This is a genomic window from Lentiprolixibacter sp. (assembly GCF_982873095.1).
This window is the reverse complement of the sequence record NZ_CEYNTP010000006.1, coordinates 1-23,677: the sequence shown is the minus strand read 5'-3', so window position 1 is coordinate 23,677 and position 23,677 is coordinate 1. Positions and strand designations below refer to the sequence as shown.

The window sequence follows — 23,677 nt, the reverse complement described above, 5'->3', positions numbered from 1 at the left end:
CTGGAATTCAGTGAAAATAGGATCGGGTACAGGTAGAGAAGCGGTTTCATTTGCAATTTTTGTTAAAGTTATGGAATTGACGGATATAGAATTCCTAAAAAATTGTTATCCCTGCAAAAGCCTAAAATTTATGTAGTTTTGCATCCGCAACTGAGCTGAAATATGGAATTGAATGAACTGCTGCTATCACGGATCAAAGAGGCCGTAAAATCACTTAAAGGGGTTGATCTCCCCGCTGTGGAGCTGCAACCTACTCGAAAGGATTTCACAGGTGATATTACTCTGGTGGTTTTTCCGATGCTGCGATATGTCAAGGGTAATCCGGAGGTTATCGGCAGGGAAATAGGGGAATATCTAAGGGAGCATGTAGATGAGGTAGCGGATTTTAACGTAATCAAAGGCTTTCTGAACCTGGTGATCAGCACGTCCTATTATCTTAAAGCGTTCAATACAGTTAAGCAACTTCCCAACTTTGGGCACCATCAGGGCGACCTTACGGGGACAGTAATGGTGGAGTATTCTTCTCCCAATACCAATAAGCCCTTGCACCTCGGCCATCTTCGGAACATCCTTCTGGGGTATTCGGTGTCAGAAATCCTGAAGGCTTCTGGTAAAAAGGTATACAAGACCCAGATCATCAATGACCGGGGTATACATATTTGTAAAAGCATGCTTGCCTGGAAGAAATTTGGTAACGGGGAAACACCGGAAAGTACGGGGATAAAGGGCGACAAGTTTGTTGGAAATTACTACGTAGCCTTTGATAAGGCCTATAAAACGGAAATAGAAACCCTGGTAAAAGGGGGCGCAGAAAAGGCAATAGCCGAAAAAGAGGCACCTATGCTTCTGGAGGCTCAGGAAATGCTGCGGAAATGGGAATCTGGGGATCCTGAGACGGTTGCACTGTGGAAAACTATGAATGGCTGGGTGTATGATGGCTTTGACCAAACCTATCAAAGGATGGGAGTGGATTTTGATGAGCTGTACTACGAGAGCGACACCTATTTGCTCGGTAAGGATGTGGTACAAAAAGGTCTTGATGAAGGGGTCTTCTACAAAAAACCTGATGGTAGTGTATGGATTGATCTCACGGAAGACGGACTGGATGAAAAAATAGTCCTTCGTGCGGATGGGACTGCGGTTTATATGACACAGGATATTGGGACGGCTATTATGAGGACCGAAAGACATCCTGATATTGACGGGATGGTATACACCGTAGGGAATGAGCAGGATTACCACTTCAAGGTGTTGTTCCTGATCCTGAAAAAACTTGGGTATTCCTGGGCGGACCAGCTCTACCACCTAAGTTACGGGATGGTTGACCTCCCCAGTGGGAAAATGAAAAGCCGTGAAGGAACCGTTGTGGATGCGGATGATCTGATGGAGGAAATGGCGCAAACAGCCGGACGCATTGCTGAGGAACTCGGCAAACTGGATGGCTATACCACAGAAGAAAAACAAGCCCTATACCGGGTAATTGGCCTTGGGGCCCTGAAGTACTTTATCCTGAAGGTTGATCCTAAAAAACGCATTCTGTTCAATCCTGAAGAATCCGTGGATTTTCAAGGGAATACGGGGCCTTTTGTGCAATATACCTACGCCAGGATACAGTCAATTCTACGCAAATCTCCTGAGGGCGAAGGAAGCTATGATATTGCCGTTCCAGAAGCATTGGAGTTGCACCCCAAAGAAAAAGAGCTGCTGAAGTTTATGCTGCTTTACCCCGAAACCATTCAGGCTGCGGCAGAGCAGTACAGTCCGGCCCTGATCGCTAATTACACCTATGACCTGGTCAAGGAGTTCAATTCCTTTTACCAGCAGGTTTCTATTTTAGGGGAGCCGGATGCGGATAAACGGGAATTCAGGATACAGTTGACCCGAAAGCTGGGAGAGGTGATTGCCTCTGCTTTTTTGTTGCTGGGGATAGAAGTGCCAGAGCGCATGTAATAAAAAAGATCGCCACTAAGGGCGATCTTCTTCATTTTTGTTTGCCTTGGTGCCTAGGCCTCTTTAGTAGAAGCTACTACAGCCAGGTTGTAAACAACCAGTCCAAATCCAATTTTGTTAATGGCGTCACCAATGTTGTAGACAACATCCATGGAAAGTCCTCCGAAGATTCCTTCATACCATCCTGGAGTTCCTGCCATGTATCCGATAGGGTAGATGGCCCATCCTACAAGTACAAACCAGCAAAGTGTTTTGTGTGCCTTAAGAACAGCACCTCCGGCCTCTGTAGCCAGTTTCTTGGCCTCGCCAAACCAGATCACGTACACAATCCAGAAGTAGGCAATACCTGAGATCAGACCCCAGATCGCGGCTGAATCCCTGTAAACGGCCTCTCCGAGATATCCGGTTACCAGCATGATAACAGAAGCGATAATCAGATTCCACATCAGGGATTTCTTTGCTCCGGCTACTTTGAGGATGAGGAAGAACTCAACACACATTAACGGAACGGTAAGTACCCAGTCTACATAGCGGAAAAAAGTAGGGGACTCCATATTAGCCGCCCAGTAATCTCGCATGTACCAGTAGTGTACTGCAGCGATAAAGGTAATCAATCCGGAAACCAGGATTGAAGTTCTCCACTTCCTGTCATAGCTGTTCATAGACAGGAAGAAAAAGGCAGAAGCTGCCATCATGGCCATACACCCAACGAAAAAGGTGAAACCAACATAATCATTAGTAGCTATCTTAGCGACTAATGGAAGTGATGCTAAAAAATTTTCCATAAAACTAGAATTAGTTAATTTTGTTGAACCAAAAATAATAAAACTTAAACAGAAAATGTCAAAATTTATGATTATTTTTTGATAATTATGGAAATAGCCCCCTCTAAAATTAAGAATATCAGTGCTTTTATGCTTGTAAGCACTTTTTTTACCTTATGGTTAGCTGTTTTTATCGGTAGCGAAGAGGAGGCTATTTTGTCTTACTTTTTGGTATTTTCCTTTGGCATAATGCACGGAGCGAACGATCTCAAGCTAATTCAGAAATCCGCAGGCCTTACTTCCCGTTCCTTTTATTTAAGGGCCCTGATCAGCTATTTATTGGTTATAGGCTTTATCGCACTCTGCTTTTCTTTTGTTCCCTTGCTGGCACTCATCTTTTTTGTGCTGGCCAGCGGCTATCATTTTGGGGAACAACACTGGGCATCACGCATAACCTTATATAAAGGGGTTAGAGAGGTCTTCTTCATGTCCTACGGCCTGATCATCTTTTTCCTCCTGTTCTATTTTCATGCTGAACAGGTTTCAGATATTATATATAATGCAACAGATTTCCGGGTTCCCACGACCTTTTACCGATATGGTTTAATCGGGGCCACAGTACTATTCCTTTCCATTTTTTTCTGGGGAGTGTTCAAGAATATTGTGGTAACCCCGGTGTTGGAAGAGCTGTTTTACCTGATCGTTTTTTATATCTTATTCCAATCGGCATCGTTGCTGTGGGCATTTAGTATCTATTTTGTTATCTGGCATAGTGTTCCATCGCTACTGGATCAGGTGCAGTTTCTAAGTGGTGAGATCAGCAAACGCAGCATTTGGGCCTATGTGAGGTCTTCTTTCCTCTATTGGATGGCCTCTTTGATTGGTCTTGGGGTATTGTATTACTTCCTCAAAGATCAGGACAAACTCTTCCTTTCTGTGCTCATTTATTTCCTTGCAGCTATTACCTTCCCCCATGTGATGGTGATGAACCGGCTGAACCGGAACTAAAAGGCTACACGGAAGCTTATATTGGGGGTAAGTCCGAGTGAAATGCTTTCTATGGTTTCTATTTCGTTCTGTCGGTTAAGCCTGTAGTAGGTGTTCAAAACATTCCTTCGGTTGAGTATATTCAAGACTGAGGCTCCTGCCGTTGCCCTGACCCTTGGGCTGAGGTCAAATTCGTAAAGGGCAGAGACATCCGCCCGGAGATAGTCCGGAAGTCGGCTGCTATTGGGAGATTGATAAGAAATGGTAAAGGGAAATACACTGGTGTTTATCCCTGCGGTGCCTTCCAGGGGTTCTGTATAGGGTTTTCCGGTGCGGTAGTTGAGTCCCACCCCCAATTTGAAGCCCCTGTACATATAGGTACTGGCAAAGGTGAGCGTGTGCCGTATATCCAGGTTGTTTGGAAAGGAACTGGGGTTGATGGCCGGGAAGGTGTACTGGTTGTCATTATAGGTGTAGCTCAACCAGGTACTGAAATAACGGTTCTTGTGATTGATCAGGAATTCGATGCCCATTACCCGGTATTCCCCTATTTCCCCGTTGAACTGGTCTTCGTTCTGGAAACCCTGCGTATCTGTACTTATGCCGTCTACGCCCTTGTAAAAACCTTCCAGTCCCACAAACCAGCGGCCTTTGTCGTAATTAAAGCCCAAAGAAAGTTGTTTGCTCCTTACAATAGGCAACGGCCGCTCGTTTGGGCGCCCATTGATAAGCGTGTCTGTTGCGGTATTGGCAAGGATCCATCGCCGTTTTTCGATCCCCAGGAAATTCTGTTCAAGGTCGATTACCTGATTGGTCGTCTGGTTCTTGAACTCTCCCAGCAACTGGGCCTGCCAGCCTTCGCTAAGCTGATAACTGACATTAAGCCTGGGTTCTATGATGATTTCAGAAAAGGTATTCAGGTTCTCAATGTGGTGGGCACGAACGCCGGTGGTCGCTTGTATTTTCCCGTTATCTGATTTATGGTTGATTTCCGAGTATAACACATGGGTACGAATAACCCCTTTGATATTGCTGTTAAAAGGGGGTTGGGTGACATCAGTGAAGTTGGTGATCCCCACCTCGGCCAGCTGATATCCCCCCTGTACAGACCAGTTTGGCCGCCACTGATAGTGACCTGAAGCCTTCAGGGCGGTTTCGATCACCTGGTTGTTCTGAAAGAGCTCCTGACCACCACTATCGGAACTGATCTGGGCATCCAGGTTATAGCGGGTGTAATACGCATTTATTATGGAGCGAAATCGTCGGCTCCATTGACTTTCCAGGCTGCCCCCGAAGGAGAAGTTGGTCTGGTCCAGGGTACTGCTGTTCCTGCGGCCCGTATCCTGAGCTTCCTCTTCATAGTCCAGATTGTTGTTGATGGTGATAAAATTCAGCCGTATTTTCTGATAAGGGCTGGGATTGTAGAGCAGCTTCCCGGTGAAATCATAGAAGTAAAAGTCTTCCTGCCTGCTGACCCCGGCATCGGTATTGGAACCCCCGCCTTTTACCTGCGTATCCTGGAAGGCCCTGTCAAAAAACTGACTGTATGTAGGCGTGTTGAGAAAGTCTGTGACCGAGCGTCTGGCAGACACCTGTACAGCCAGGTCATTACTGAGGGGAATCTGAGTATAGGCGTCCCCGCTTATCAGGTTGAACCCGGCTCCCCCGAAGATCTGCTGATTCAGGGTATTTTTTGTTTCCATATTGATGATCCCGCTAACCCCTTCCCCGTACTGGGCACTGGTCCCGTTTTTAATCAGGGTGATCTGATCGGTGAGGTAAGGATTGAAAGCAGAAATCAGGCCAAAGAAATGACCCGATTGGTACATCTTTATACCATCCCATAAGATGAGGTTCTGGTCATTGGTGCCTCCCCGTATATTGATATCAGAAACGCGTTCATCTATACTCTTGATCCCCGGCAGGGCTTGAATGGTCTGGAGGACGTCTGGTTCAATGAGACCGGGCAGGATCCCGAACTCTTCCTGTTTAAAGGTGATGCTGGCATCATCCTGGCGGTCGATCCCCGTGGTCAAAAACTGGGAGACCACCACCTCTTCAAGTTCCTGATAGCGCAAACTGAGGGGGATGGTTTTACAGGGGCGTTCTACCAGATCCTCTGCCGTGATGTATTTTATCTTATACCCCAGATGGCGGATACGCAACACCGCTTTACGGGGCACATTGGTGAATGTGAATTCACCATTCATATCAGTAACCAGTGCAAGTGAGCTGCCTAAAATTTCTACGGAGGCTCCCGGGATATTATTGGATTCGAAATTGTCCAATACCCGGCCACAAATATCTACCGTACTACTTTTAAAAAGGGTGTAATACCGCTCGTTGAGTTGCTTGATAGTAAGCTGCGTTTGCCTTCGAATAGCAGCCAAAATTTCACTGAGCTCCTGGGTAGCGGGCCTGATAATTTTCAAGGTCGAGAGGTCCTCATCCACATAGCTGAATTTCACGTCGAACCGTTCTTCCAGTTCCTCGATGTAGGGCACAAGAGGAACAGGGTTCCCGGAGGATTCCTGGGCCCAGCCTGCCGGCAAGAGAGCAATAAAGAATAGGATAGAGAGAAATATCCCCTTATGGCGTGTCTTCAGCATAGATTAGTACTTGTTTCCCTTCTAAAGTATAACTCATATTCAAAGGGGCACTTATACTCTGTAACGCCAAATTCAGGTTTGTGTTGCTGAAGGTACCGGTATACAATTGCTCTAGATTGACATTTTCTGTTTTAACGTCGAGGTCATATTGCCTTTCCAGTTCTTCCAGCACATAGGATAGTGGGGTACTTTTAAAACTACTTTCGTTGTTCATCCAGGAAGGAAGGCTCCCCTCCGGATTCTCCATAGGTATGATGTTTCCGTTAATGGCCAGAAAGGAAGTTCCTGCAGGAAGACGGGTTTCTTCCCCCTTAAAGCTTACGCTGACAAGGCCTTCAAAACAGCTTACTTCAAAATAATTTCCACGATTTTCCACATTGAACTCTGTCCCCAATACGGTTACAGTCCCCGCAGTAGTCGTTACCTGGAATCTTTCACCCTTGGCTACCTTGAAGAACGCCTCTCCCTTGAGGGTCAGGGACCGCTCATTATCCCAGCTTTTTTCGCTGTAGGTAATTTCAGAGCCAGAGTTAAGGATGACTTCAGAATTATCCGGCAGAACGATTTCACTACGTTCCGCAAAATCGGTACGAACAGCGGTGTCCAGTGAATTTATATAGAAGTAAGATACCACAGCTATAGCGGCTACTGCAGCGGCCACGCGCAATACTTTCTGGAACGGATGCAAGCGAACCACCTTACCTCCCCTGGTGCTTTTGCGCTCCTGGAGATCGGCCAGTGCTTTTTCAACGTCAAAATGGGGGGCACTCAACTTCCCTGAAGCTTCTATGAGCTTCTTGTAGGAAGCAAACTCATCGGATTGTTCAAAGCGCTTTCGCTCTTCTTCCGAGAGTTCGTTATTTAGCCATTTTGCGAGGTAATTCTCTTGCATGATCGCTTTCTTTTCGTCTTTATAACAACTTATCTTTGAAATACCCTACCTGAGTTAGAAAAAAAATTAGAAACTCTCCTTGGGTGTCGCTTATCCGTAACTTTTTATCGTTGTACATCCTTTTCAAATCCCTTCGATTTGTTCCCTCAGGGTTTTCAGTGCCAAATGCATCCGCTTTTCTATGGCCTTTACACTCACCCCTTCCATTTCGGCGATCTCTGCGTATTTTTTTCCATCGATCCGGTTGAGCAGGAAAACCGTACGCTGATTTTCCGGCAGGCTTTCCAGGGCTCGGTCCAGTTTTTCCTTGTACTCCTGTTCTTCCAGGAGAAACTCCGGGGACTCATAGGAAACACTCTTCCTGCTGCTGGCTGCGTAATTTTGACGGACCTTCTCCGCTTTAATAAGATTAAGGTAAAGGTTGTTGGCAACGGTGTACACAAAGGACTTTGCTTTTTCAGGGGAAACCTTGGCACAATTCTCCCACAGTTTTATAAAGGCCTCCTGCACTACATCATAGGCTTTCTCTTCGTTTCCGAATTTATAATATATGTAATTGAATACCGTTTTGGAATTGGCCCTGAAGAGGGAATTGTACACCTCCTCTTCACAAACATTATCCATAAGCCCCTGGTTCTATACGTTGGTCTGTATCAAAGATATTTTAAAAAAAATTAAAAAACAGGGTAGGGTAAGATGAGAATCAATTGTTATAAGGGCGAACAAACAACAAATTATTCCAAATCATTATGAAAAAGATCTTGAATTATTCAGCAATGGCATTCCTGCTTGGCATGGCTCTAACCTTTACTGCTTGTCAGGAAGAATTTGAAGAATTACCACAACCGGATGAGCAACAGACCATTATGGCCAGTTCCTCAACGGCCAAGCTCATTGAGCAGACCGCTGCCAAAGACGGTTCTTTTGACAACATCGTAGACGGTGCGAGCTGTTTTGCGGTGAATTTCCCGTATACCGTGAATGTTAACGGAATTGATATTACTATAGATTCCCGCGAAGACCTGCACCTGATAGAGGAGATCTTTGATCAACTCGAGGATGACATGGACTTCCTCGAAATCTTATTCCCGATCACCATTACCCTCGCTGATTACACTGAAATTACTATCAACAATGCAGAAGAGCTGGTTGCCCTGGCTGAAGAGTGTGTTGAAGGTGGTGATGATGATGACATCGAGTGTATTGATTTTGTGTATCCTGTTACCTTCTACACTTTTGATATCAATGAAGTGGAAACAGGAAGCGTTACTGTTAATAATGATGAGGAATTACGTCGTTTCCTTGAAGGCCTGGATGATGATGACCTGATCAGCATCGATTTCCCCGTGAAACTCGAGTTGTATGACGGTACCATAATTACCGTGGAAAACAATGCCGAACTGGCGATGACTATAGAAAATGCAAAACAGGCGTGTGACGAAGATGATGACGATGATTATAATGATGACGATTTTGACAAGGAGCGTTTGGCCAACTTGCTGGTAGAATGCCCGTGGATAGTGCTTTCTGTTGAGCGCGATGGTGTTAACCAATCTGCCCAGTACGAAGCTTTCCTGATGCGTTTCTCAGAAGACGGAACCGTTACTGTAAAGGACAGGGGTGGAAACATCCTTAACGGGGAGTGGGAGCTTAACGACACCAGAAGTGATTATGTGGAGCTCGAACTGTTCTTTGATACCCTGGTTGATTTCAACCTGAGCTGGAAGGTGTACGAAATCGAAGAAGGTAAGATAAAGCTCTTCTCAAACGAAGGTAACCGCATCATTATGAAGCTGGCCTGTGAGACCGATGTTGAGCCGGATACCCTGAGGGAAATCCTGAAGGAGTGTAGCTGGATCATCAAGAAGGTTACTAACCAGGGCTGGGAGATTGACCGCCTGCTTGGATACGAGTTCCAATTCTTCGCCGAAGGTATTGTTACCCTGAGCAACAGTGAGATCACCTATGAAGGTACCTGGGAAATAGGACGGAATGATCAGGGCAGACTGGTAATGGCCATTACCATTGGAGAAGAGCCTGGAGTAAGTTTCGAGTGGCCATTGAGCAGCCTTAGGTACGACCGATTGAAGTTCGAAGTTCCTGAAATAGATTACGAATTGACCTTGCAACGTGTTTGTGATGATAACGCCAATGATGGAGATGTATTGGATATCCGTGGCACCATGCTGGAAGGAGAATGGACAGTAGCCGAGTTCACAGAAGACGGTATGGATATTACTCAGGAGTTTGAAGGATATGACTTCAACTTCCAGGCAGAGCACCTGGTAACCGTTTCCACCAACATGGATCCGTTATTCAATGGCCTGTGGAGGGTAATACGCAACTATGAAAACGAGTTGAAGGTATACCTGAACTTTGGAGAGGATGCGCCATTTGCAGAGCTTAATGATGACTGGCAACTGGTTGAATTTTCAGCAGACTTTATAGTCCTCAAATCATGGAATGATGATGCTGAGCCCGGTACTGCAGCCTATGATACACTGGTTTTTCAGAAAAAACAATAGTGAACCGGGAGTAAACCCATAAAAATCACCTTATTTGCCCCCAATTTTGCTGAAAAGGGTAACTCTAATCCGGAGTTGCCCTTTTCACATTTTATATTTGGCAGCTGAGGTTTCCCTCTTCTGGGGGATATTCTTAAATTTGCACTTCTTCAGTAAAGCAGTAGAGGATGTTTGATAATTTAAGCGAGAAACTGGATAAGGCCCTGCACGTATTAAAAGGGCATGGACAGATTACCGAGATCAACGTGGCGGAAACCACCAAAGAGGTGCGCAGGGCACTTCTGGATGCCGACGTGAACTTCCGTATCGCCAAGGAATTTACCAACCGGGTAAAAGAAAAGGCCCTGGGGCAAAATGTATTGAAAACCCTGCAACCCGGGCAGTTAATGGTGAAAATTGTCAAGGACGAACTCACCGAACTGATGGGAGGCGATGCAGCAGGGATCAACCTCTCGGGTAGTCCGTCTGTAATTCTGATGTCAGGGCTTCAGGGTTCTGGTAAAACCACCTTTTCCGGAAAACTGGCCAACTTCCTCAAGAAGAAAAAATCTAAGAACCCCCTCCTCGTAGCCTGTGATGTATACCGGCCAGCGGCGATTGACCAGTTGCATGTGGTAGGAGACCAGATCGGGGTGCCGGTATATTCAGACAGGGAGAATAGTGACCCTGTATCCCTGGCCAAGGCAGGCGTGGAGTATGCCAAAGCCAATGGGTTCAATACAGTGATCATCGATACGGCGGGTCGACTGGCAGTAGACGATCAAATGATGACGGAGATCGCCAACATCAGGGATGCCGTACAACCCCAGGAAACCCTTTTCGTGGTAGATGCCATGACGGGTCAGGATGCCGTAAATACGGCCAAGGCCTTTAACGATGTCCTAGATTTTGACGGGGTGATCCTTACCAAGCTCGATGGGGATACCCGTGGTGGTGCGGCCATATCCATCAAATCGGTAGTGAATAAACCCATAAAGTTTATTGGTACAGGTGAGAAAATGGAGGCCATTGATGTGTTCTACCCCGCCCGAATGGCCGACAGGATCCTGGGTATGGGTGATGTGGTCTCGCTTGTGGAAAGGGCACAGGAACAGTTTGACGAGGAAGAAGCCCGTAAGCTCCAGAAGAAGATTGCCAAAAATAAGTTTGGTTTTGACGATTTCCTGAAGCAGATCCAGCAGATCAAGAAAATGGGCAACATGAAAGACCTTATGGGGATGATCCCCGGAGCGGGGAAGGCCCTAAAGGGAATCGATATCGATGATGACGCCTTTAAACATGTGGAAGCCATCATCCATTCCATGACCCCTGACGAAAGGGCGAACCCCAATAAGCTGAATGCCAGCAGAAAAAAGCGAATTGCCAAAGGAAGCGGGAGGAATATACAGGAAGTCAACCAGTTGCTCAAGCAATTCAACCAGATGAGCAAGATGATGAAGATGATGCAGGGCGGCGGAGGCAAAAAAATGATGCAAATGATGCAAAACATGCGATAACACCAAAGAATAATCAGTAACCAATATCCATCCCTATGGTCCTATTAGACGGCAAGAAGATCTCAAACCAAATTAAGGAAGAAATTGCCGCGCAAGTGGCCGAAATGAAAGAAAAAGGGGAGAAGGTGCCCCACCTTGCGGCGGTGCTGGTTGGTAATGACGGTGCAAGTTTAACCTATGTGGGAAGCAAGGTGCGTTCCTGCAAGCGCATTGGGTTCGAATCTACGCTGAAACACCTTCCCGAAGATACTACAGAGGAAGCCCTGCTTGAGCTGGTCCAGGAATTGAACGAGGATGCAGACATAGACGGGTATATCGTACAACTACCCCTGCCCAAACACATCGACGAGGAGAAGATCCTGATGGCCGTACATCCGGACAAGGATGTAGACGGGTTTCACCCTACCAACTTCGGTAAAATGGCCCTGGATATGGAAACCTTTATTTCCGCAACACCCTTCGGTATTATGGAGCTTTTGAAGCGGTATAATGTGGAAACCGAAGGCAAACATACTGTGGTCATCGGGAGAAGCCATATCGTTGGGCGCCCCATCAGTATCCTGATGAGCCAGAAGGGAAAAAATGCTAACGCCACGGTCACGCTTACCCATAGCCGTACGAAGAACATTGAAGCACTCACCAGGCAGGCCGATATTGTGGTTTCTGCCCTTGGTGTGCCCGGTTTCCTCAAGGCAGATATGGTTAAGGAAGGTGCGGTGATCATTGACGTGGGAATTACCCGTGTACCTGATACCAGCAGGGAAAGAGGGTATTACATCACCGGGGATGTGGACTTTGAGAACGTCAGTAAAAAGGCATCATTTATTACTCCCGTACCAGGGGGTGTTGGTCCCATGACCATTGCCATGCTCCTGAAAAACACCTTACTCGCCAGGGAAAGGCACCGCAGCAGAAAGTAAATGTTCTAAACTCTAGGGGAATCTTCTTCTAACTGAATTAAAAAGAAGTAACCGTTCCGGTTTTGACCAAATGACGGGATTGAGTACTGTCTGCCGGGGTGATTACATCCAGGTCTTCCCCTCCCTCGTCATTAGTGCATCCGGCCACGCCAGCAATGGCAAATAGGATAACAAGTACATAAACAACTAACTTTTTCATAACACCACGGATTAGCAGGTCGCCCTGCTGTTATACGTCCAGTTATAACGTATAAAAAGGAGGGTATGGTATGGCAGGACGGTACAAAATCAGTACCTTTTATCGAAAATATAGTCTGCCGTGTATAAGATCATTTTCCCAATTTTTCTCGCCTTTACCGTGGTTTCCTGTAAAATGGATGCTACATCCAAGGCTGACACCGTTTTTAAGGTTTCCATCTCTGAAACGCTATCCGATCCTCCCGGTGACGGAAGGCTGTTACTATTGCTGTCAGACAATGACGAGCAGGAACCCAGGTTTCAGATTACCCCGGGATTAAATGCGCAACCCATTTTTGGCCAAAACGTGACGGAAATGGCACCCGGCGAACAAAAGGTATTTGATGCCGGGGTTTTTGGCTTTCCGTATGAAAGCCTTTCGGATCTGCCTCCCGGGAAGTATTGGGCACAGGGGCTGCTCCACGTATACGAAACCTTTAATTTGTCAACAGGACATACTGTGCAGTTGCCAATGGATAACGGAGAAGGACAGCAGTGGAACCGCTCTCCCGGAAACCTGTACAGCCAGCCCAAGAAAATAACGATCCCGGAAAACGGTAAAGCCACTTTTGATATCGTCCTGGACCAGGTGATACCTCCTATCCCTGAGCCTGAGGATACAGAATGGATCAAGCATATCAAGATCAGGTCAGAAAAATTATCCGAATTCTGGGGTCGGGATATGTATCTGGGCGCACATATTTTATTACCAAAGGGGTTTTACGACCATCCTGAGGCCCGGTATCCCCTCATGGTTTTTCACGGACATTTCCCCTCTGACTTCGGAGGATTCCGAACAACCCCGCCCGACGAAGATCTCGAACCACAGTATTCAGCACGTTTTGATGTGGATGGATACAACATCATTCAGCAACAGGAGGCCTATGATTTCTATAAACGGTGGAACGAACCGGATTTTCCGCGTTTTCTGATCATAGAAATACAGCACCCCACTCCGTATTACGATGATAGCTATGCAGTAAATTCGGCAAGCCAGGGACCTTATGGGGATGCGATTACCTATGAACTCATCCCCCACATAGAAAAGGAATTCAGGGGGATTGGTGAAGGCTGGGCCCGCTTTCTTTACGGGGGTTCAACAGGGGGCTGGGAAGCCCTTGCTGTTCAGGTCAATTACCCGGACGAGTACAACGGTTGTTTTGCTGCCTGTCCGGACCCTATTGATTTTCGGGCGTACTGCCTTACCAATATTTATGAAGATACAAACGCCTATTACTACCCCAGTAACCATAAGAAACTGGAAGTTCCTGCGCACAGGGACTACCTGGGACAAATTCAGACCACGGTACGTGAATACAACCACCTCGAACTGGTCCTGGGTGACAAATCCAGGTCGGGCCAGCAATGGGATATCTGGGAAGCCACCTATTCCCCTCAAGGACCTGAGGGTTACCCGGAACGGCTGTGGGACAAATACACAGGACAAATAAACCCCAACGTTGCCACCTACTGGAAAGAGAACCATGACCTGCGCTACATCCTTGAGCGCGATTGGGATAAACTGGGGGATAAGCTACGTGGTAAAATCCATATCTATTGCGGGGATATGGACAACTACTATCTGAATAATGCTGTATATCTGATGGAAGACTTTCTTGAAAGCACTACCGACCCCTACTACGAGGGGGAAGTATTGTATGGCGACCGGGCAGAACATTGCTGGAATGGGGATCCTGAATTGCCCAACCACCTGAGCAGGCTGCGGTACAATAGCATGTACGTGCCAAAAATCATGAAACGAATAGCGGCCAGTGCTCCACCAGGTGCCGACCTGAGCAGTTGGCGTTACCGATAATAACTAATCCTCAATGTATATGGTTCGGATGTATTCCATGATCCTTTGGGGTCTTCTGTGCACAACGGGCATTTCACAGGAGTACCGCAGCATTAGCCAAAAAGAACTTCGCACTAAGATCGAAGGCTATTGGTTGGGTCAATTGGTAGGGAATTATATGGGGTTTCCATTTGAATTTGTCTATAATGAGCAGCCTGCACCCGTCTTTATTGACCGCTATTACAACGCTACAGATTCTTTAACGATAAAGATGAACCATACAGACCGCAGGGGGAATGTAAATATTTTCGCGGATGCCCTGTGTGGAGCCTGGTCAGATGACGATACAGATATAGAATTTGTAACCCTGCATGCGGTGGAATCCTACGGTTTGGACCTCAATTACCAGGAAATCACAGAAGTCTGGAAAAAACATATCAACCGCTTTATATGGGTGAGTAACCGTAAAGCGCGTGATCTTATGGAGGAAGGATTGGTGGCACCGGAAACCGGAAAAAAGGAAAACAATCCCTATTGGTTTGCCATTGATCCCCAACTGGTCAATGAGATCTGGAGTGTTTTTTACCCGGGGATGGTTGATCAGGCAGTTTCTCGGGCAGCATGGGGGGCCAGGATTACCAGTGACGACTGGGGTACCCATCCTACCATGTTCTATGCAGCCCTTTACAGCGCGGCCTTTTTTGAGAGGGATATTGAAAAACTATATGATATCGGTATGTCCTATATCCCGGAGACCAGTCCTTTTTACAAGGGACTTGAGGACGTTAAAGGCTGGTATAAGCAACATGCCGACTGGAGAGTAACCCGGGAATTGATTAAAAAAAATTATCTGGAATATCCCAGCAAAGTGGAAGACCCCTGGTATCATCAGGTTTCCGCTATGGTCAATGGCCTCTGTGGTGCCATGGCTATACTTTATGGAAAGGGAGACTTTATCAGGACTACGGGAATAGCGGTAACAGCAGGATTTGACTGTGATAACCAGGCAGCTACCTGCGCGGGTTTTATCGGAGTATTGCAAGGGGCTTCTTGTATACCCAGGGCTTTAACACACGAAGTGGGGTTTAGTGAAAGCTGGGAGGAACCGTTTAACAATCAGTATATCAATTATTCCCGGGATGAATTACCAAACCTAACGTATATTTCAGACCTGATCGACCGTATTCTGGTGGTAGCTGAGCAGGCAATAGTCGAAAATGGTGGTGTAATACAGGAGAAAAACGGAAGAATAACTTATCGTATAAAAGTGAAACCATGAAATACAGAAGATTTGGAAGGACGGAGTGGCAGGTAAGTGAAATTGGTTACGGCATGTGGGGCATGGGTGGCTGGAAGGAATCAGACGACCAGCTATCGATGAAATCCCTTGAAGTAGCTGCAGAAAAGGGGGTCAATTTTTTTGACACGGCCTGGGGTTATGGGGAAGGTCATAGTGAACGGCTTTTGGGCAAACTTTTAAAAAGTTTCCCGAACAAGAAGTTGTATACGGCCAGTAAGATCCCCCCAAAAAATTTCTGCTGGCCCGCCAAGCCCACCTACAGTTTTGATGAATCCTACCCAAGGGAACACATCCTGGAATACACCCATAAGACCCTGGAGAATCTGGGAAGGGAGCAAATCGACCTGATGCAGTTCCATACCTGGGATGACAGCTGGACGGATCGCGAAGAATGGCAGCGGACGGTTGAAGACCTCAAGACCTCCGGGAAGGTCGCATCCATGGGGATCAGCATGAACCGCTGGGAACCTGAAAATGGGATCAAGGCCCTGCATACGGGCTTAATAGACGCGGTACAGGTGATCTATAATATTTTTGACCAGGCTCCGGAAGACGTACTATTTCCCTTATGTGAGGAGTTGGATATCGGCGTTATTGCCCGGGTGCCCTTTGATGAAGGAACCCTTACAGGAAATATCACCAGGGAAACCGTATTCCCGGAAGGGGATTGGAGGGGTACTTATTTTGTCCCGGAAAACCTGCATGCCAGCGCAGACCATGCAGACCGTCTGCGGCCGGTAGTTCCGGAGGGCATGACCATGGCAGAAATGGCCCTTCGGTTTATTCTGATGAACGATACCGTGAGTACTACCATTCCTGGAATGCGGAAGCTGAAAAATGTACTTGCCAATGTAAGTACGAGTGACGGTGTTGGGCTGCCTGAAGAATTGCACAAGGAACTTAGAAAGCATCGCTGGGACCGCAAGCCTACAGCGTGGTCGCAATAGGAATTGTATAGAAATGGACAAGAAAAAACTAGCCTCTCAAATTATTGCCGCTGTGGTGCTTTACACGGTAATCTCCGTTATCCTCGAAAAGGATTACAGCATGGCAACTTGGATTAATGAAGGAAAGGAAGCTCTGATTTTCGGGGTGATTTTTGGGGTATTGATGTGGCTAAGGGCAAGGTTCCGTAAACCGGAATAACACCCTATTTGGCAAACAATTGCCCCATATCCTTAAAGGCTTTGAATTCCAGGGCATTTCCCGCAGGATCCAGGAAAAACATGGTGGCTTGTTCCCCTACCTGGCCTTCAAAACGCACATAGGGTTCGATGACAAACGAAACCCCTTTGGTTTTCAGTGCTTCCGAAAAGGACTGGAAGGTCTCCCAGGGGAGGACCACTCCGTAATGGGGTACGGGCACATTTTTACCGTCTACCGGGTTTGTGTGTAGCTCCTCACTACTTTTGGGTTTGTAGTGGATGACCACCTGATGGCCAAACAGGTTAAAATCTACCCAATGGTCGCTGCTGCGCCCTTCCTCACAACCCAGCACTTCCCGGTAGAAGGTTCGGCATTCTTCAAGATTATGTACGGGTATAGCAACGTGAAAAGGAGTAATTTCCATATCGTATATTTTCATTAAAAATAGCCCTTTTCTAGGATTTCAAAAAATCCAGGATCTTGTAGTTTACCTCTTCCTGATGCAGGGAGTGCCCCAATCCGGAAGTCCTGAACAACTCACTGTTCTTCCATCTCGCGTGTACGCGTTCCGATGAGCTGAACGGTGCGATGGCATCCAGTTCGTCGTGGATGAGTAAGCCTTTTACCTGTAGTTTTTCAGCAAACTTTGAGGTGGAAAAATCAGCTATCCCAAAGCCGAAATGTTTTTGAAAGTAATTATCCAGCGCCCGCATTACCCGGTTGTTGAATTTGAGTATCTTTTGGTAGTGCTCCATGATCTCCGGAAATTCTGAAGGGGAACCAATAGTAACTACTTTCTCTATTCCGTTTGCCCCATACACATACTGGTGGTACACGGCAGTCATTCCCCCTACGGAATGCCCAACGATATACTTTGGTTGAAACGCTTTGCGGATGTGTTCCACGCACTCTGCATACAAGAGGACGTTCAGGATTTCCCCACCAGACTTCCCATGCGCCGGGGCATCAAAGGCTACAATGTCAAATCCTTCTGCCCTTAGTATTTTAATGAGATTCCTCCACCTGAAGGTGTTGCTTTCCCAACCGTGCAAAAGGAGAACGCGCTCTTTGGCCCCGGGCCAGTGGTAGGTTTGTAAGGTAATGCCCCCAATTTCAATAACACGGTCCCGTGCATTTTCCAAATAGTCTTCCTGCAGTGGGAGTACTTTTCCCTTTCTGGGGGTACAAAACAAGGTAAATGCCTTTTCAGCAGCGAGCTTTTCCGAAAACAGGGCCAGAATATTAAAGTACGCCCCGTATAGCAGCGGGAGGATCTGGTTTAACAATTTATACATCAGACACGATAAACATTTACTCCCACCCGATCATGAGGTATTTGATGCGGGCTTTATCGGGAATCTGGATCGCTTCAATATTAATGTCCCTCGTGTAGCGAAGACTTGCAGGGAGCTCCTGCCTGTCGATCGTGAAATAAATATCATGCCCCTTTACAAAGAGGACTACATTGTTCATAGACGTTACGATTTTCCTGATCTCGTATTTATCCCTGATATCCTTAAAAGTACTTTCCAGTCCCACCCCTTCTTCTGTAAGGTATCGCGGATCGTTGATCCGGATATTGGCTATACCGGGTATGCTGTCTTTATCAGGGGTAACCATCAAAAGGGGTTTTCCCCCTTTTTCAAAAATATGGATACGCGCTACGTTTGAGAAAGAACTGGAGGAATCCCGTACAACAGAATCTGTGGTATAGAGGGCTTCTACCTCGGAAAAGGCAGTATCTTTATTGAGCCAGCCCACGCCATCCTTACGGATGATGAATTCCAGGTTCTTTTCGGTCTGACATTGCCAGAAAAAGCCGGCAGCCAATAGCATCAGGGGGATAAAACGGGTTTTCATAACGGATCAACGCATCACTTTCTTTAAAACTCCCAGTACTCCCCGAATAAAGGTGGCACTGGTAAGCACTTTAATCACCGGATTTTGACGTGTACTCCTGCGGCTTCTGCTGCTACGCCTTGATTTACTGCTTCTTTCTTCTCTTTCCGCTTCCCTTTTTGCTTCTTCCTCAGCACGCACGATCTTTTCATTGAGCAGTTCATAGGCACTTTCCCTGTCGATCACTTTGTTGTACTTCGGCACCAGTTTGGAGCGACCAATTTCAGCCTTCAACTCGGCAGGGGTAAGGATGTCCATTCGGCTCATGGGTGCCCGAAGCATTGTGGCAGCAAGGGGGGTGGGCCGACCTTTTTCGTCCAATGCGGTAATCAGGGCTTCTCCTATCCCCAGAGAAGTGAGGACCTGTTTGGTGTCATAATAATCAGAGAGCGGGTAATTCTCAGCCGTAAGCTTGATGGCCTTGCGGTCACGCGCGGTAAAGGCCCTGAGGGCATGCTGTACCTTCAGGCCGAGTTGCGCCAGCACTTCATTGGGCACATCCGTGGGGTTTTGGGTAACAAAATAAAGTCCGATTCCCTTGGAACGGATGAGCTTAACAATGCCTTCAATCTGTTCAAGCAGCGCCTTTGAGGCTTGTTTGAAGATGAGGTGTGCCTCATCGATGAAGAAAATCAGTTCCGGCCGGTCACTGTCACCCTGTTCCGGGAAGGTGGAATAGATCTCTGCAAGGAGGCTCAGCATGAATGTGGAAAACAGTTTGGGCCGGTCCTGTATATCGGTTAGCCTGATAATATTGATCATACCCCGACCCTCTTCGTCTATACGGGTGAGGTCGTCCACATCGAAAGATTTCTCCCCGAAAAAGAGATCGGCTCCCTGTTGTTCCAGTTCGATGATCTTTCGGAGAATCGTGCCGGTAGAGCTGGTGGAGATCCGGCCATAGGCTTCCGTAAATTCCTTTTTACCCGCCCCAGTGGCATATTGCAGAGCCTTCTTGAAATCTTTAAGGTCCAGCAAGGGCAACTTATGGTCATCGCAATACTTGAAAATTACTGCTACGATACCTTCCTGGGTTTCACTCAGATCCAGGATGCGGGAAAGCAATACTGGCCCAAATTCCGATACCGTGGCCCGCAGTTTTACGCCCTCTTGCTCAGATAGAGAGAGGATTTCTACCGGGAACCGTTTGGGTTCAAAAGGCAGGCCTATCTTTTCGTGCCGTTCATCTATCTTGGGGTGTCCGGGACTGGGCTGTGCAAGACCGCTAAGGTCCCCCTTCAGGTCCATCAGCAACACTGGAATACCTTTTTCACTGAGGTTTTCGGCGATGACCTGCAGGGTTTTTGTCTTTCCGGTTCCTGTGGCCCCTGCAATCAAGCCATGGCGATTCAAAGTTTTCAGGGGTACCTTCACGAAAGCTTCTGGTACCGGCTCCCCTTCAAACATGGCAGCACCTAGTATCAGGTAATCCCCCTTGGTAGCATAGCCCTTCTCGATATGGGCGAAAAATTCTTCTTTACTTGACATGGCTGAAATTTAGGCTAAAAATAGGGCAATTTTTTGGGATATGGGAATTGACAATTCCCGGAATTGCATCCAAATCTGAAAGGTATCCGAAATGGATATGCCTGTTAAATGCTATCTTTGCCGAATGGCAGAGAAAAAGGTCATGGAAAGGGTAGAAGAGGGGACCATGCTTCCCCTGATGGAGGCTTTTTATACCATACAGGGCGAGGGCTACCATAAGGGCACAGCCGCCTACTTTATCCGGGTTGGAGGATGTGATGTAGGCTGCCATTGGTGCGATGTGAAAGAAAGCTGGAATGCCGAAACGCATCCCCCCACTGCAATAGAAGAGATAGTAACCGATGCGGCCAAATATTCTGATACAATAGTAGTAACTGGGGGGGAGCCGCTCACCTGGAACATGGATCCCTTAACCACGGCCTTAAAAGAAAAAGGGCTTCAGACTCACATAGAAACATCCGGGGCATATCCACTTACGGGTGAATGGGACTGGATCTGTCTTTCCCCTAAAAAAACCAAATTGCCTTTCGGCGAGATCTATGAGAAGGCAAACGAGTTAAAAGTGATCGTTTACAACAAGCACGATTTCATTTTTGCGGAAGAACAGGCCGCCAAAGTCAGTGAAACTTGTATTTTGTACCTGCAGCCCGAGTGGAGTGTACGGGAAAAGGTGATGCCCCTGATCGTGGATTATGTAATGAAAAACCCGAAATGGCGGGTATCCCTGCAGACCCATAAATATCTGAAAATTCCCTAACGGCCCCCGTTAGCCTGAAGGTCAAGTACACATTCTGAGTCCAGTCCGGGAACGGCCTGCCCTCTTCCCGTAAGGACCCGACTTTCCATTATCCCCATAAGGCCGCCTCCGAATTCCAGTTCGCCCCGCATCAGACATCCGTCAATATCACAGTGATTATCAGACTGCGGGTCTTCATGAGCATTTACCGGTGCGGATCCCAGGTCCACAAGCCCGAATAGATGGCCCATTTCGTGTGTCAGGGTGGCCTCTTCCACATCAGCAACAGTAATGAGTGCACTTCGTCCGGCCAAAGCCCTTACCGTACTTTCGTGAATTACCATGGAGGTATTTCGGTATACGGCACCCAGGGTAACTAATCCCTGCTGCTCATCGTCTCCATCCGAAGGGGCGTCGGCAAAATAAATGTAGAGCGCCAGCGTATTCCCTTGATTATAGGCCGTACGGTTTTCACTTTCCAGGTCTGCGATTTCCTGTAGCGTGAGGGTCTCCTCACCTGGCGAAGGCAAACTGAGGTATTGAAAGCTTATATTTTGCTTAAAAGTGCGCTCCCTGAGGAAATCTTCAAAATTTGATATCGCTGTCTGCGTTGGCTGGAATCCTTCTACATAAGCGATTTCAATAAGCAAGTCCGTAAAATTAGTATTGGCCAGAAGATCATGGGCAGAATCACCTGTAGCCAGTAGGTTGGCGGATTTATCGATGCCCGGGTCATTAATGGTGTCCGGACCGTCATCCTTGGCGCAATTCAAAAGCAGGAATCCCGCCAGAAGGAATAAAAATAATGAAGATCTTTTCATAGCATTGTTTTCTTTCATGTTTATAACGCAGCAGGCCGGGCCGTATTATGCATTAATCGACAAGCGGGCCAAATAATTGAAATGTTCCCCGGAATATAATAAGTCACATTGAAACCCGTGGTTTTCCGCAATATCTTTTAGCAAGTTATAATCTATATAAAACCAGGGGAAAGGGGTGTCCCGTTCTCCCTTATAACCTAGTTGGAAGGTCAGTTCCCCATAATAATCCAGATGGCCCGGTATCCGGAAGCTTCCATCTTCCTCTTCGTACATATACAGGATGTCTGTACTGTCTAGGAGGATTTGTCCACCAGGGGCCAAAAGACCTTTCAGGTGGTCAAGGAACTTGCCCAGCTGTGCGATCTTTCCTGCCATACCTATCCCGTTCATCAACATGAGAATGGTGTCAAATTGTGTGCCAGAAAATTCCATAATATCGCCGCGCACCAAATGTTTTAAACCTCTTTTGCGGCAGACTTCGAGCGCCCCTGCTGAGATATCCAGGGCAGTGACTTTAAAGCCATTTTCCTGAAGGTACAGGCTATGACTTCCCGCTCCACAACCCACATCCAGGACATGTCCCCTGCATGCCTTAAGCGCCTCCTGTTCCAGGGGGGGCATTTTTTCAAAATCCCGGAATAAGTGAGGCAGGGGAAGCAGGTCTTCCTGTTCGAGAGAGGAAATCGTGATCAGGTCTTCCTGGTAATTCCCTTCCTGGTAGTCGAGAAGCGCTTGGCCATAGAGGTCCATCTCCTGTGATTTGCGAATTGTTTACAAATGTGAGACTTTTGAGTCGATTGAAAAAATACAACAACTTCCTAAAATGGCTGGGACGGGCGATAAACATATGGAAAACATCCTGAAGCATTTACCTTCCCTTGCGGCGAGGAAACATCAGGAAAACAAACGGTTTTTTCGGAAACTTCGGCAAAAACCCCCCAAGCACCTGGATCATCTAATGCAGGAGTTACACGATAATGAATTTGCGGAAACGGATTGTTTGCAATGTGCCCAGTGCTGCAAGACCACAGGCCCCCTTTTTACCCAGGTGGATATTGAAAGGATATCGAGGAAACTAAGAATGAAACCCGGAAAATTCATCGAAACCTATTTACGGCTGGATGAAGAACAGGATTATGTATTGCAAGAACTGCCCTGTGTTTTTTTAGGGGCGGACAACTACTGTACAATATATGACTACCGCCCTAAAGCGTGCAGGGAATTTCCCCATACCGACCGTAAAAATTTCCAACAGATCAGCAACCTCACCTTAAAGAATGTCGCTATCTGTCCTGCAGCCTTTAATATCGTTGAAAAAATGAAGGCGCATCTGGGCAAAGATTTTTAAAGGGCTGCGCCAAGTTTTTTCTCCTAATACCGGAAAGTCTTATTTTTGAGGCCTATGGAAGCTATTCTGAATTATTTTGAAACCATTCCCTCCTCCCACCGGAGCGCCTTGCTGGTGCTTGGGATTACTTTTTTCTGGTTGCTGGAAGGAGCCGTTCCCCTGTTCAGGTTCAAATACAAAAAATGGCGGCATGCCCTGCCGAATTTTTTCTTTACCCTTACCACGATCGTCATCAACTTCGCTCTGGCTTTTCTGCTATTGAACAGCAGTGATTGGGTAGCGGCCAACAATTTTGGGATCATTAACTGGATCCCGGATATGCCTTTATGGCTGTATATTCTGCTTGGGGTATTGTTGCTTGACCTTATCGGTGCCTACCTTGCCCATTTTGTGGAGCATAAGGTAAAGCCCCTGTGGATGATCCATCTCGTGCATCATACAGATCATGAAGTGGATACCACCACGGCCAATCGCCATCACCCTTTTGAGAGCTTTATCAGGTTTGGATTTACCCTTCTGGGGGTATTCATTGTGGGCACCCCTATTGGGATTGTAATGTTGTACCAATCCCTTTCCCTGCTGGCTACGCAATTCAGCCATGCCAACATACGCTTGCCAAAACGCGTGGATGATGTGATCAGCTGGGTCATTGTGTCCCCTGATATGCATAAAGTACACCACCACTATGTACTTCCTTACACGGATTCTAACTACGGAAATATCTTTTCGATCTGGGACCGTTTGTTCGGGACTTTTATGAAACT

Annotated in this window: 23 protein-coding genes; 12 read left to right on the top strand and 11 right to left on the bottom strand. The window is 47.0% G+C overall.

Annotation, left to right across the window (positions count from 1 at the left end; translation table 11 throughout):
* Window positions 1-162: 162 nt before the first annotated feature.
* Window positions 163-1,950 (top strand): arginine--tRNA ligase, encoded by a 1,788-nt coding sequence (gene argS / locus AC4E7D_RS01000; protein ID WP_490171935.1) that lies wholly within the window; start codon window positions 163-165, stop codon window positions 1,948-1,950.
* A gap of 53 nt (window positions 1,951-2,003) precedes the next feature.
* Here argS and AC4E7D_RS00995 read toward each other — a convergent pair whose 3' ends face one another.
* A complete protein-coding gene (locus tag AC4E7D_RS00995; RefSeq protein ID WP_490171934.1) occupies window positions 2,004-2,735 on the bottom strand; it encodes a bacteriorhodopsin-like in 732 nt (243 codons plus the stop codon).
* Window positions 2,736-2,864: 129 nt separating this feature from the next.
* Here AC4E7D_RS00995 and AC4E7D_RS00990 point away from each other — a divergent pair, with 129 nt between their 5' ends.
* On the top strand, window positions 2,865-3,722 hold the full coding sequence (locus AC4E7D_RS00990; RefSeq protein ID WP_490171933.1) for a Brp/Blh family beta-carotene 15,15'-dioxygenase: 858 nt from the start codon (window positions 2,865-2,867) through the stop codon (window positions 3,720-3,722).
* On the opposite strand, the gene AC4E7D_RS00985 is transcribed toward AC4E7D_RS00990, so the two are convergent.
* The 3 genes from AC4E7D_RS00985 to AC4E7D_RS00975 form a co-directional block, all read right to left on the bottom strand.
* Complete coding sequence (locus tag AC4E7D_RS00985; RefSeq protein WP_490171932.1) at window positions 3,719-6,310, bottom strand: TonB-dependent receptor; 2,592 nt, start codon at window positions 6,308-6,310, stop codon at window positions 3,719-3,721. The two genes, AC4E7D_RS00990 and AC4E7D_RS00985, sit on opposite strands and share 4 nt — an antisense overlap.
* Entirely contained in the window at window positions 6,291-7,202 is a 912-nt protein-coding gene (locus AC4E7D_RS00980; RefSeq protein ID WP_490171931.1) for a FecR family protein, read from the bottom strand. The genes AC4E7D_RS00985 and AC4E7D_RS00980 overlap by 20 nt, the downstream gene beginning before the upstream one ends.
* 123 nt (window positions 7,203-7,325) lie before the next feature.
* Entirely contained in the window at window positions 7,326-7,826 is a 501-nt protein-coding gene (locus tag AC4E7D_RS00975; protein ID WP_490171930.1) for an RNA polymerase sigma factor, read from the bottom strand.
* 125 nt (window positions 7,827-7,951) lie between these two features.
* On the opposite strand from AC4E7D_RS00975, the gene AC4E7D_RS00970 reads away from it, so the two are divergent.
* The 3 genes from AC4E7D_RS00970 (at window position 7,952) to folD (ending at window position 12,143) form a co-directional block, all read left to right on the top strand.
* Window positions 7,952-9,727 (top strand): hypothetical protein, encoded by a 1,776-nt coding sequence (locus AC4E7D_RS00970; protein WP_490171929.1) that lies wholly within the window; start codon window positions 7,952-7,954, stop codon window positions 9,725-9,727.
* A gap of 167 nt (window positions 9,728-9,894) precedes the next feature.
* Window positions 9,895-11,223, top strand: coding sequence for a signal recognition particle protein (gene ffh, locus AC4E7D_RS00965; protein ID WP_490171928.1), 1,329 nt, complete (start codon window positions 9,895-9,897; stop codon window positions 11,221-11,223).
* 35 nt (window positions 11,224-11,258) lie between these two features.
* On the top strand, window positions 11,259-12,143 hold the full coding sequence (gene folD / locus AC4E7D_RS00960) for a bifunctional methylenetetrahydrofolate dehydrogenase/methenyltetrahydrofolate cyclohydrolase FolD (RefSeq protein WP_490171927.1): 885 nt from the start codon (window positions 11,259-11,261) through the stop codon (window positions 12,141-12,143).
* 37 nt (window positions 12,144-12,180) lie between these two features.
* Here folD and AC4E7D_RS00955 read toward each other — a convergent pair whose 3' ends face one another.
* On the bottom strand, window positions 12,181-12,342 hold the full coding sequence (locus tag AC4E7D_RS00955) for a hypothetical protein (RefSeq protein ID WP_490171926.1): 162 nt from the start codon (window positions 12,340-12,342) through the stop codon (window positions 12,181-12,183).
* A 120-nt stretch (window positions 12,343-12,462) separates the two neighbouring features.
* Here AC4E7D_RS00955 and AC4E7D_RS00950 point away from each other — a divergent pair, with 120 nt between their 5' ends.
* Genes AC4E7D_RS00950 through AC4E7D_RS00935 form a run of 4 tightly spaced genes read left to right on the top strand, consistent with a single transcriptional unit; the run spans window position 12,463 to window position 16,621 of the window.
* The gene (locus tag AC4E7D_RS00950; RefSeq protein ID WP_490171925.1) at window positions 12,463-14,196 is read left to right on the top strand and encodes an alpha/beta hydrolase-fold protein; all 1,734 of its coding nucleotides are present in this window, start codon (window positions 12,463-12,465) and stop codon (window positions 14,194-14,196) included.
* Window positions 14,197-14,209: 13 nt separating this feature from the next.
* Window positions 14,210-15,454 carry an ADP-ribosylglycohydrolase family protein gene (locus AC4E7D_RS00945; protein ID WP_490171924.1) on the top strand — a complete coding sequence of 415 codons (1,245 nt, stop codon included), beginning with the start codon at window positions 14,210-14,212 and terminating at the stop codon, window positions 15,452-15,454.
* Window positions 15,451-16,422, top strand: coding sequence for an aldo/keto reductase (locus AC4E7D_RS00940; protein WP_490171923.1), 972 nt, complete (start codon window positions 15,451-15,453; stop codon window positions 16,420-16,422). Before AC4E7D_RS00945 ends, AC4E7D_RS00940 begins: the two co-directional genes overlap by 4 nt.
* Window positions 16,423-16,435: 13 nt before the next feature.
* Window positions 16,436-16,621: a hypothetical protein gene (locus tag AC4E7D_RS00935; protein WP_490171922.1), complete on the top strand. Its 186-nt coding sequence runs from the start codon at window positions 16,436-16,438 to the stop codon at window positions 16,619-16,621.
* 4 nt (window positions 16,622-16,625) lie between these two features.
* On the opposite strand, the gene AC4E7D_RS00930 is transcribed toward AC4E7D_RS00935, so the two are convergent.
* Genes AC4E7D_RS00930 through AC4E7D_RS00915 form a run of 4 tightly spaced genes read right to left on the bottom strand, consistent with a single transcriptional unit; the run spans window position 16,626 to window position 20,008 of the window.
* Entirely contained in the window at window positions 16,626-17,045 is a 420-nt protein-coding gene (locus AC4E7D_RS00930) for a VOC family protein (RefSeq protein WP_490171921.1), read from the bottom strand.
* Window positions 17,046-17,076: 31 nt separating this feature from the next.
* The gene (locus AC4E7D_RS00925) at window positions 17,077-17,916 is read right to left on the bottom strand and encodes an alpha/beta fold hydrolase (RefSeq protein WP_490171920.1); all 840 of its coding nucleotides are present in this window, start codon (window positions 17,914-17,916) and stop codon (window positions 17,077-17,079) included.
* A gap of 16 nt (window positions 17,917-17,932) precedes the next feature.
* Window positions 17,933-18,481 carry a hypothetical protein gene (locus tag AC4E7D_RS00920; protein WP_490171919.1) on the bottom strand — a complete coding sequence of 183 codons (549 nt, stop codon included), beginning with the start codon at window positions 18,479-18,481 and terminating at the stop codon, window positions 17,933-17,935.
* 6 nt (window positions 18,482-18,487) lie between these two features.
* On the bottom strand, window positions 18,488-20,008 hold the full coding sequence (locus AC4E7D_RS00915) for a helicase HerA-like domain-containing protein (RefSeq protein WP_490171918.1): 1,521 nt from the start codon (window positions 20,006-20,008) through the stop codon (window positions 18,488-18,490).
* 124 nt (window positions 20,009-20,132) lie between these two features.
* Between AC4E7D_RS00915 and AC4E7D_RS00910 the strand changes: the two genes are divergently transcribed.
* Window positions 20,133-20,765 (top strand): 7-carboxy-7-deazaguanine synthase QueE, encoded by a 633-nt coding sequence (locus tag AC4E7D_RS00910; RefSeq protein ID WP_490171917.1) that lies wholly within the window; start codon window positions 20,133-20,135, stop codon window positions 20,763-20,765.
* Here AC4E7D_RS00910 and AC4E7D_RS00905 read toward each other — a convergent pair.
* Window positions 20,762-21,565: a hypothetical protein gene (locus tag AC4E7D_RS00905; protein WP_490171916.1), complete on the bottom strand. Its 804-nt coding sequence runs from the start codon at window positions 21,563-21,565 to the stop codon at window positions 20,762-20,764. The two genes, AC4E7D_RS00910 and AC4E7D_RS00905, sit on opposite strands and share 4 nt — an antisense overlap.
* Window positions 21,566-21,610: 45 nt before the next feature.
* On the bottom strand, window positions 21,611-22,315 hold the full coding sequence (locus tag AC4E7D_RS00900; RefSeq protein WP_490171915.1) for a class I SAM-dependent methyltransferase: 705 nt from the start codon (window positions 22,313-22,315) through the stop codon (window positions 21,611-21,613).
* A gap of 97 nt (window positions 22,316-22,412) precedes the next feature.
* Between AC4E7D_RS00900 and AC4E7D_RS00895 the strand changes: the two genes are divergently transcribed.
* Complete coding sequence (locus AC4E7D_RS00895; protein WP_490171914.1) at window positions 22,413-22,913, top strand: YkgJ family cysteine cluster protein; 501 nt, start codon at window positions 22,413-22,415, stop codon at window positions 22,911-22,913.
* Window positions 22,914-22,967: 54 nt separating this feature from the next.
* A partial coding sequence (locus AC4E7D_RS00890; RefSeq protein WP_490171913.1) for a sterol desaturase family protein occupies window positions 22,968-23,677 on the top strand: 710 nt, incomplete at its 3' end.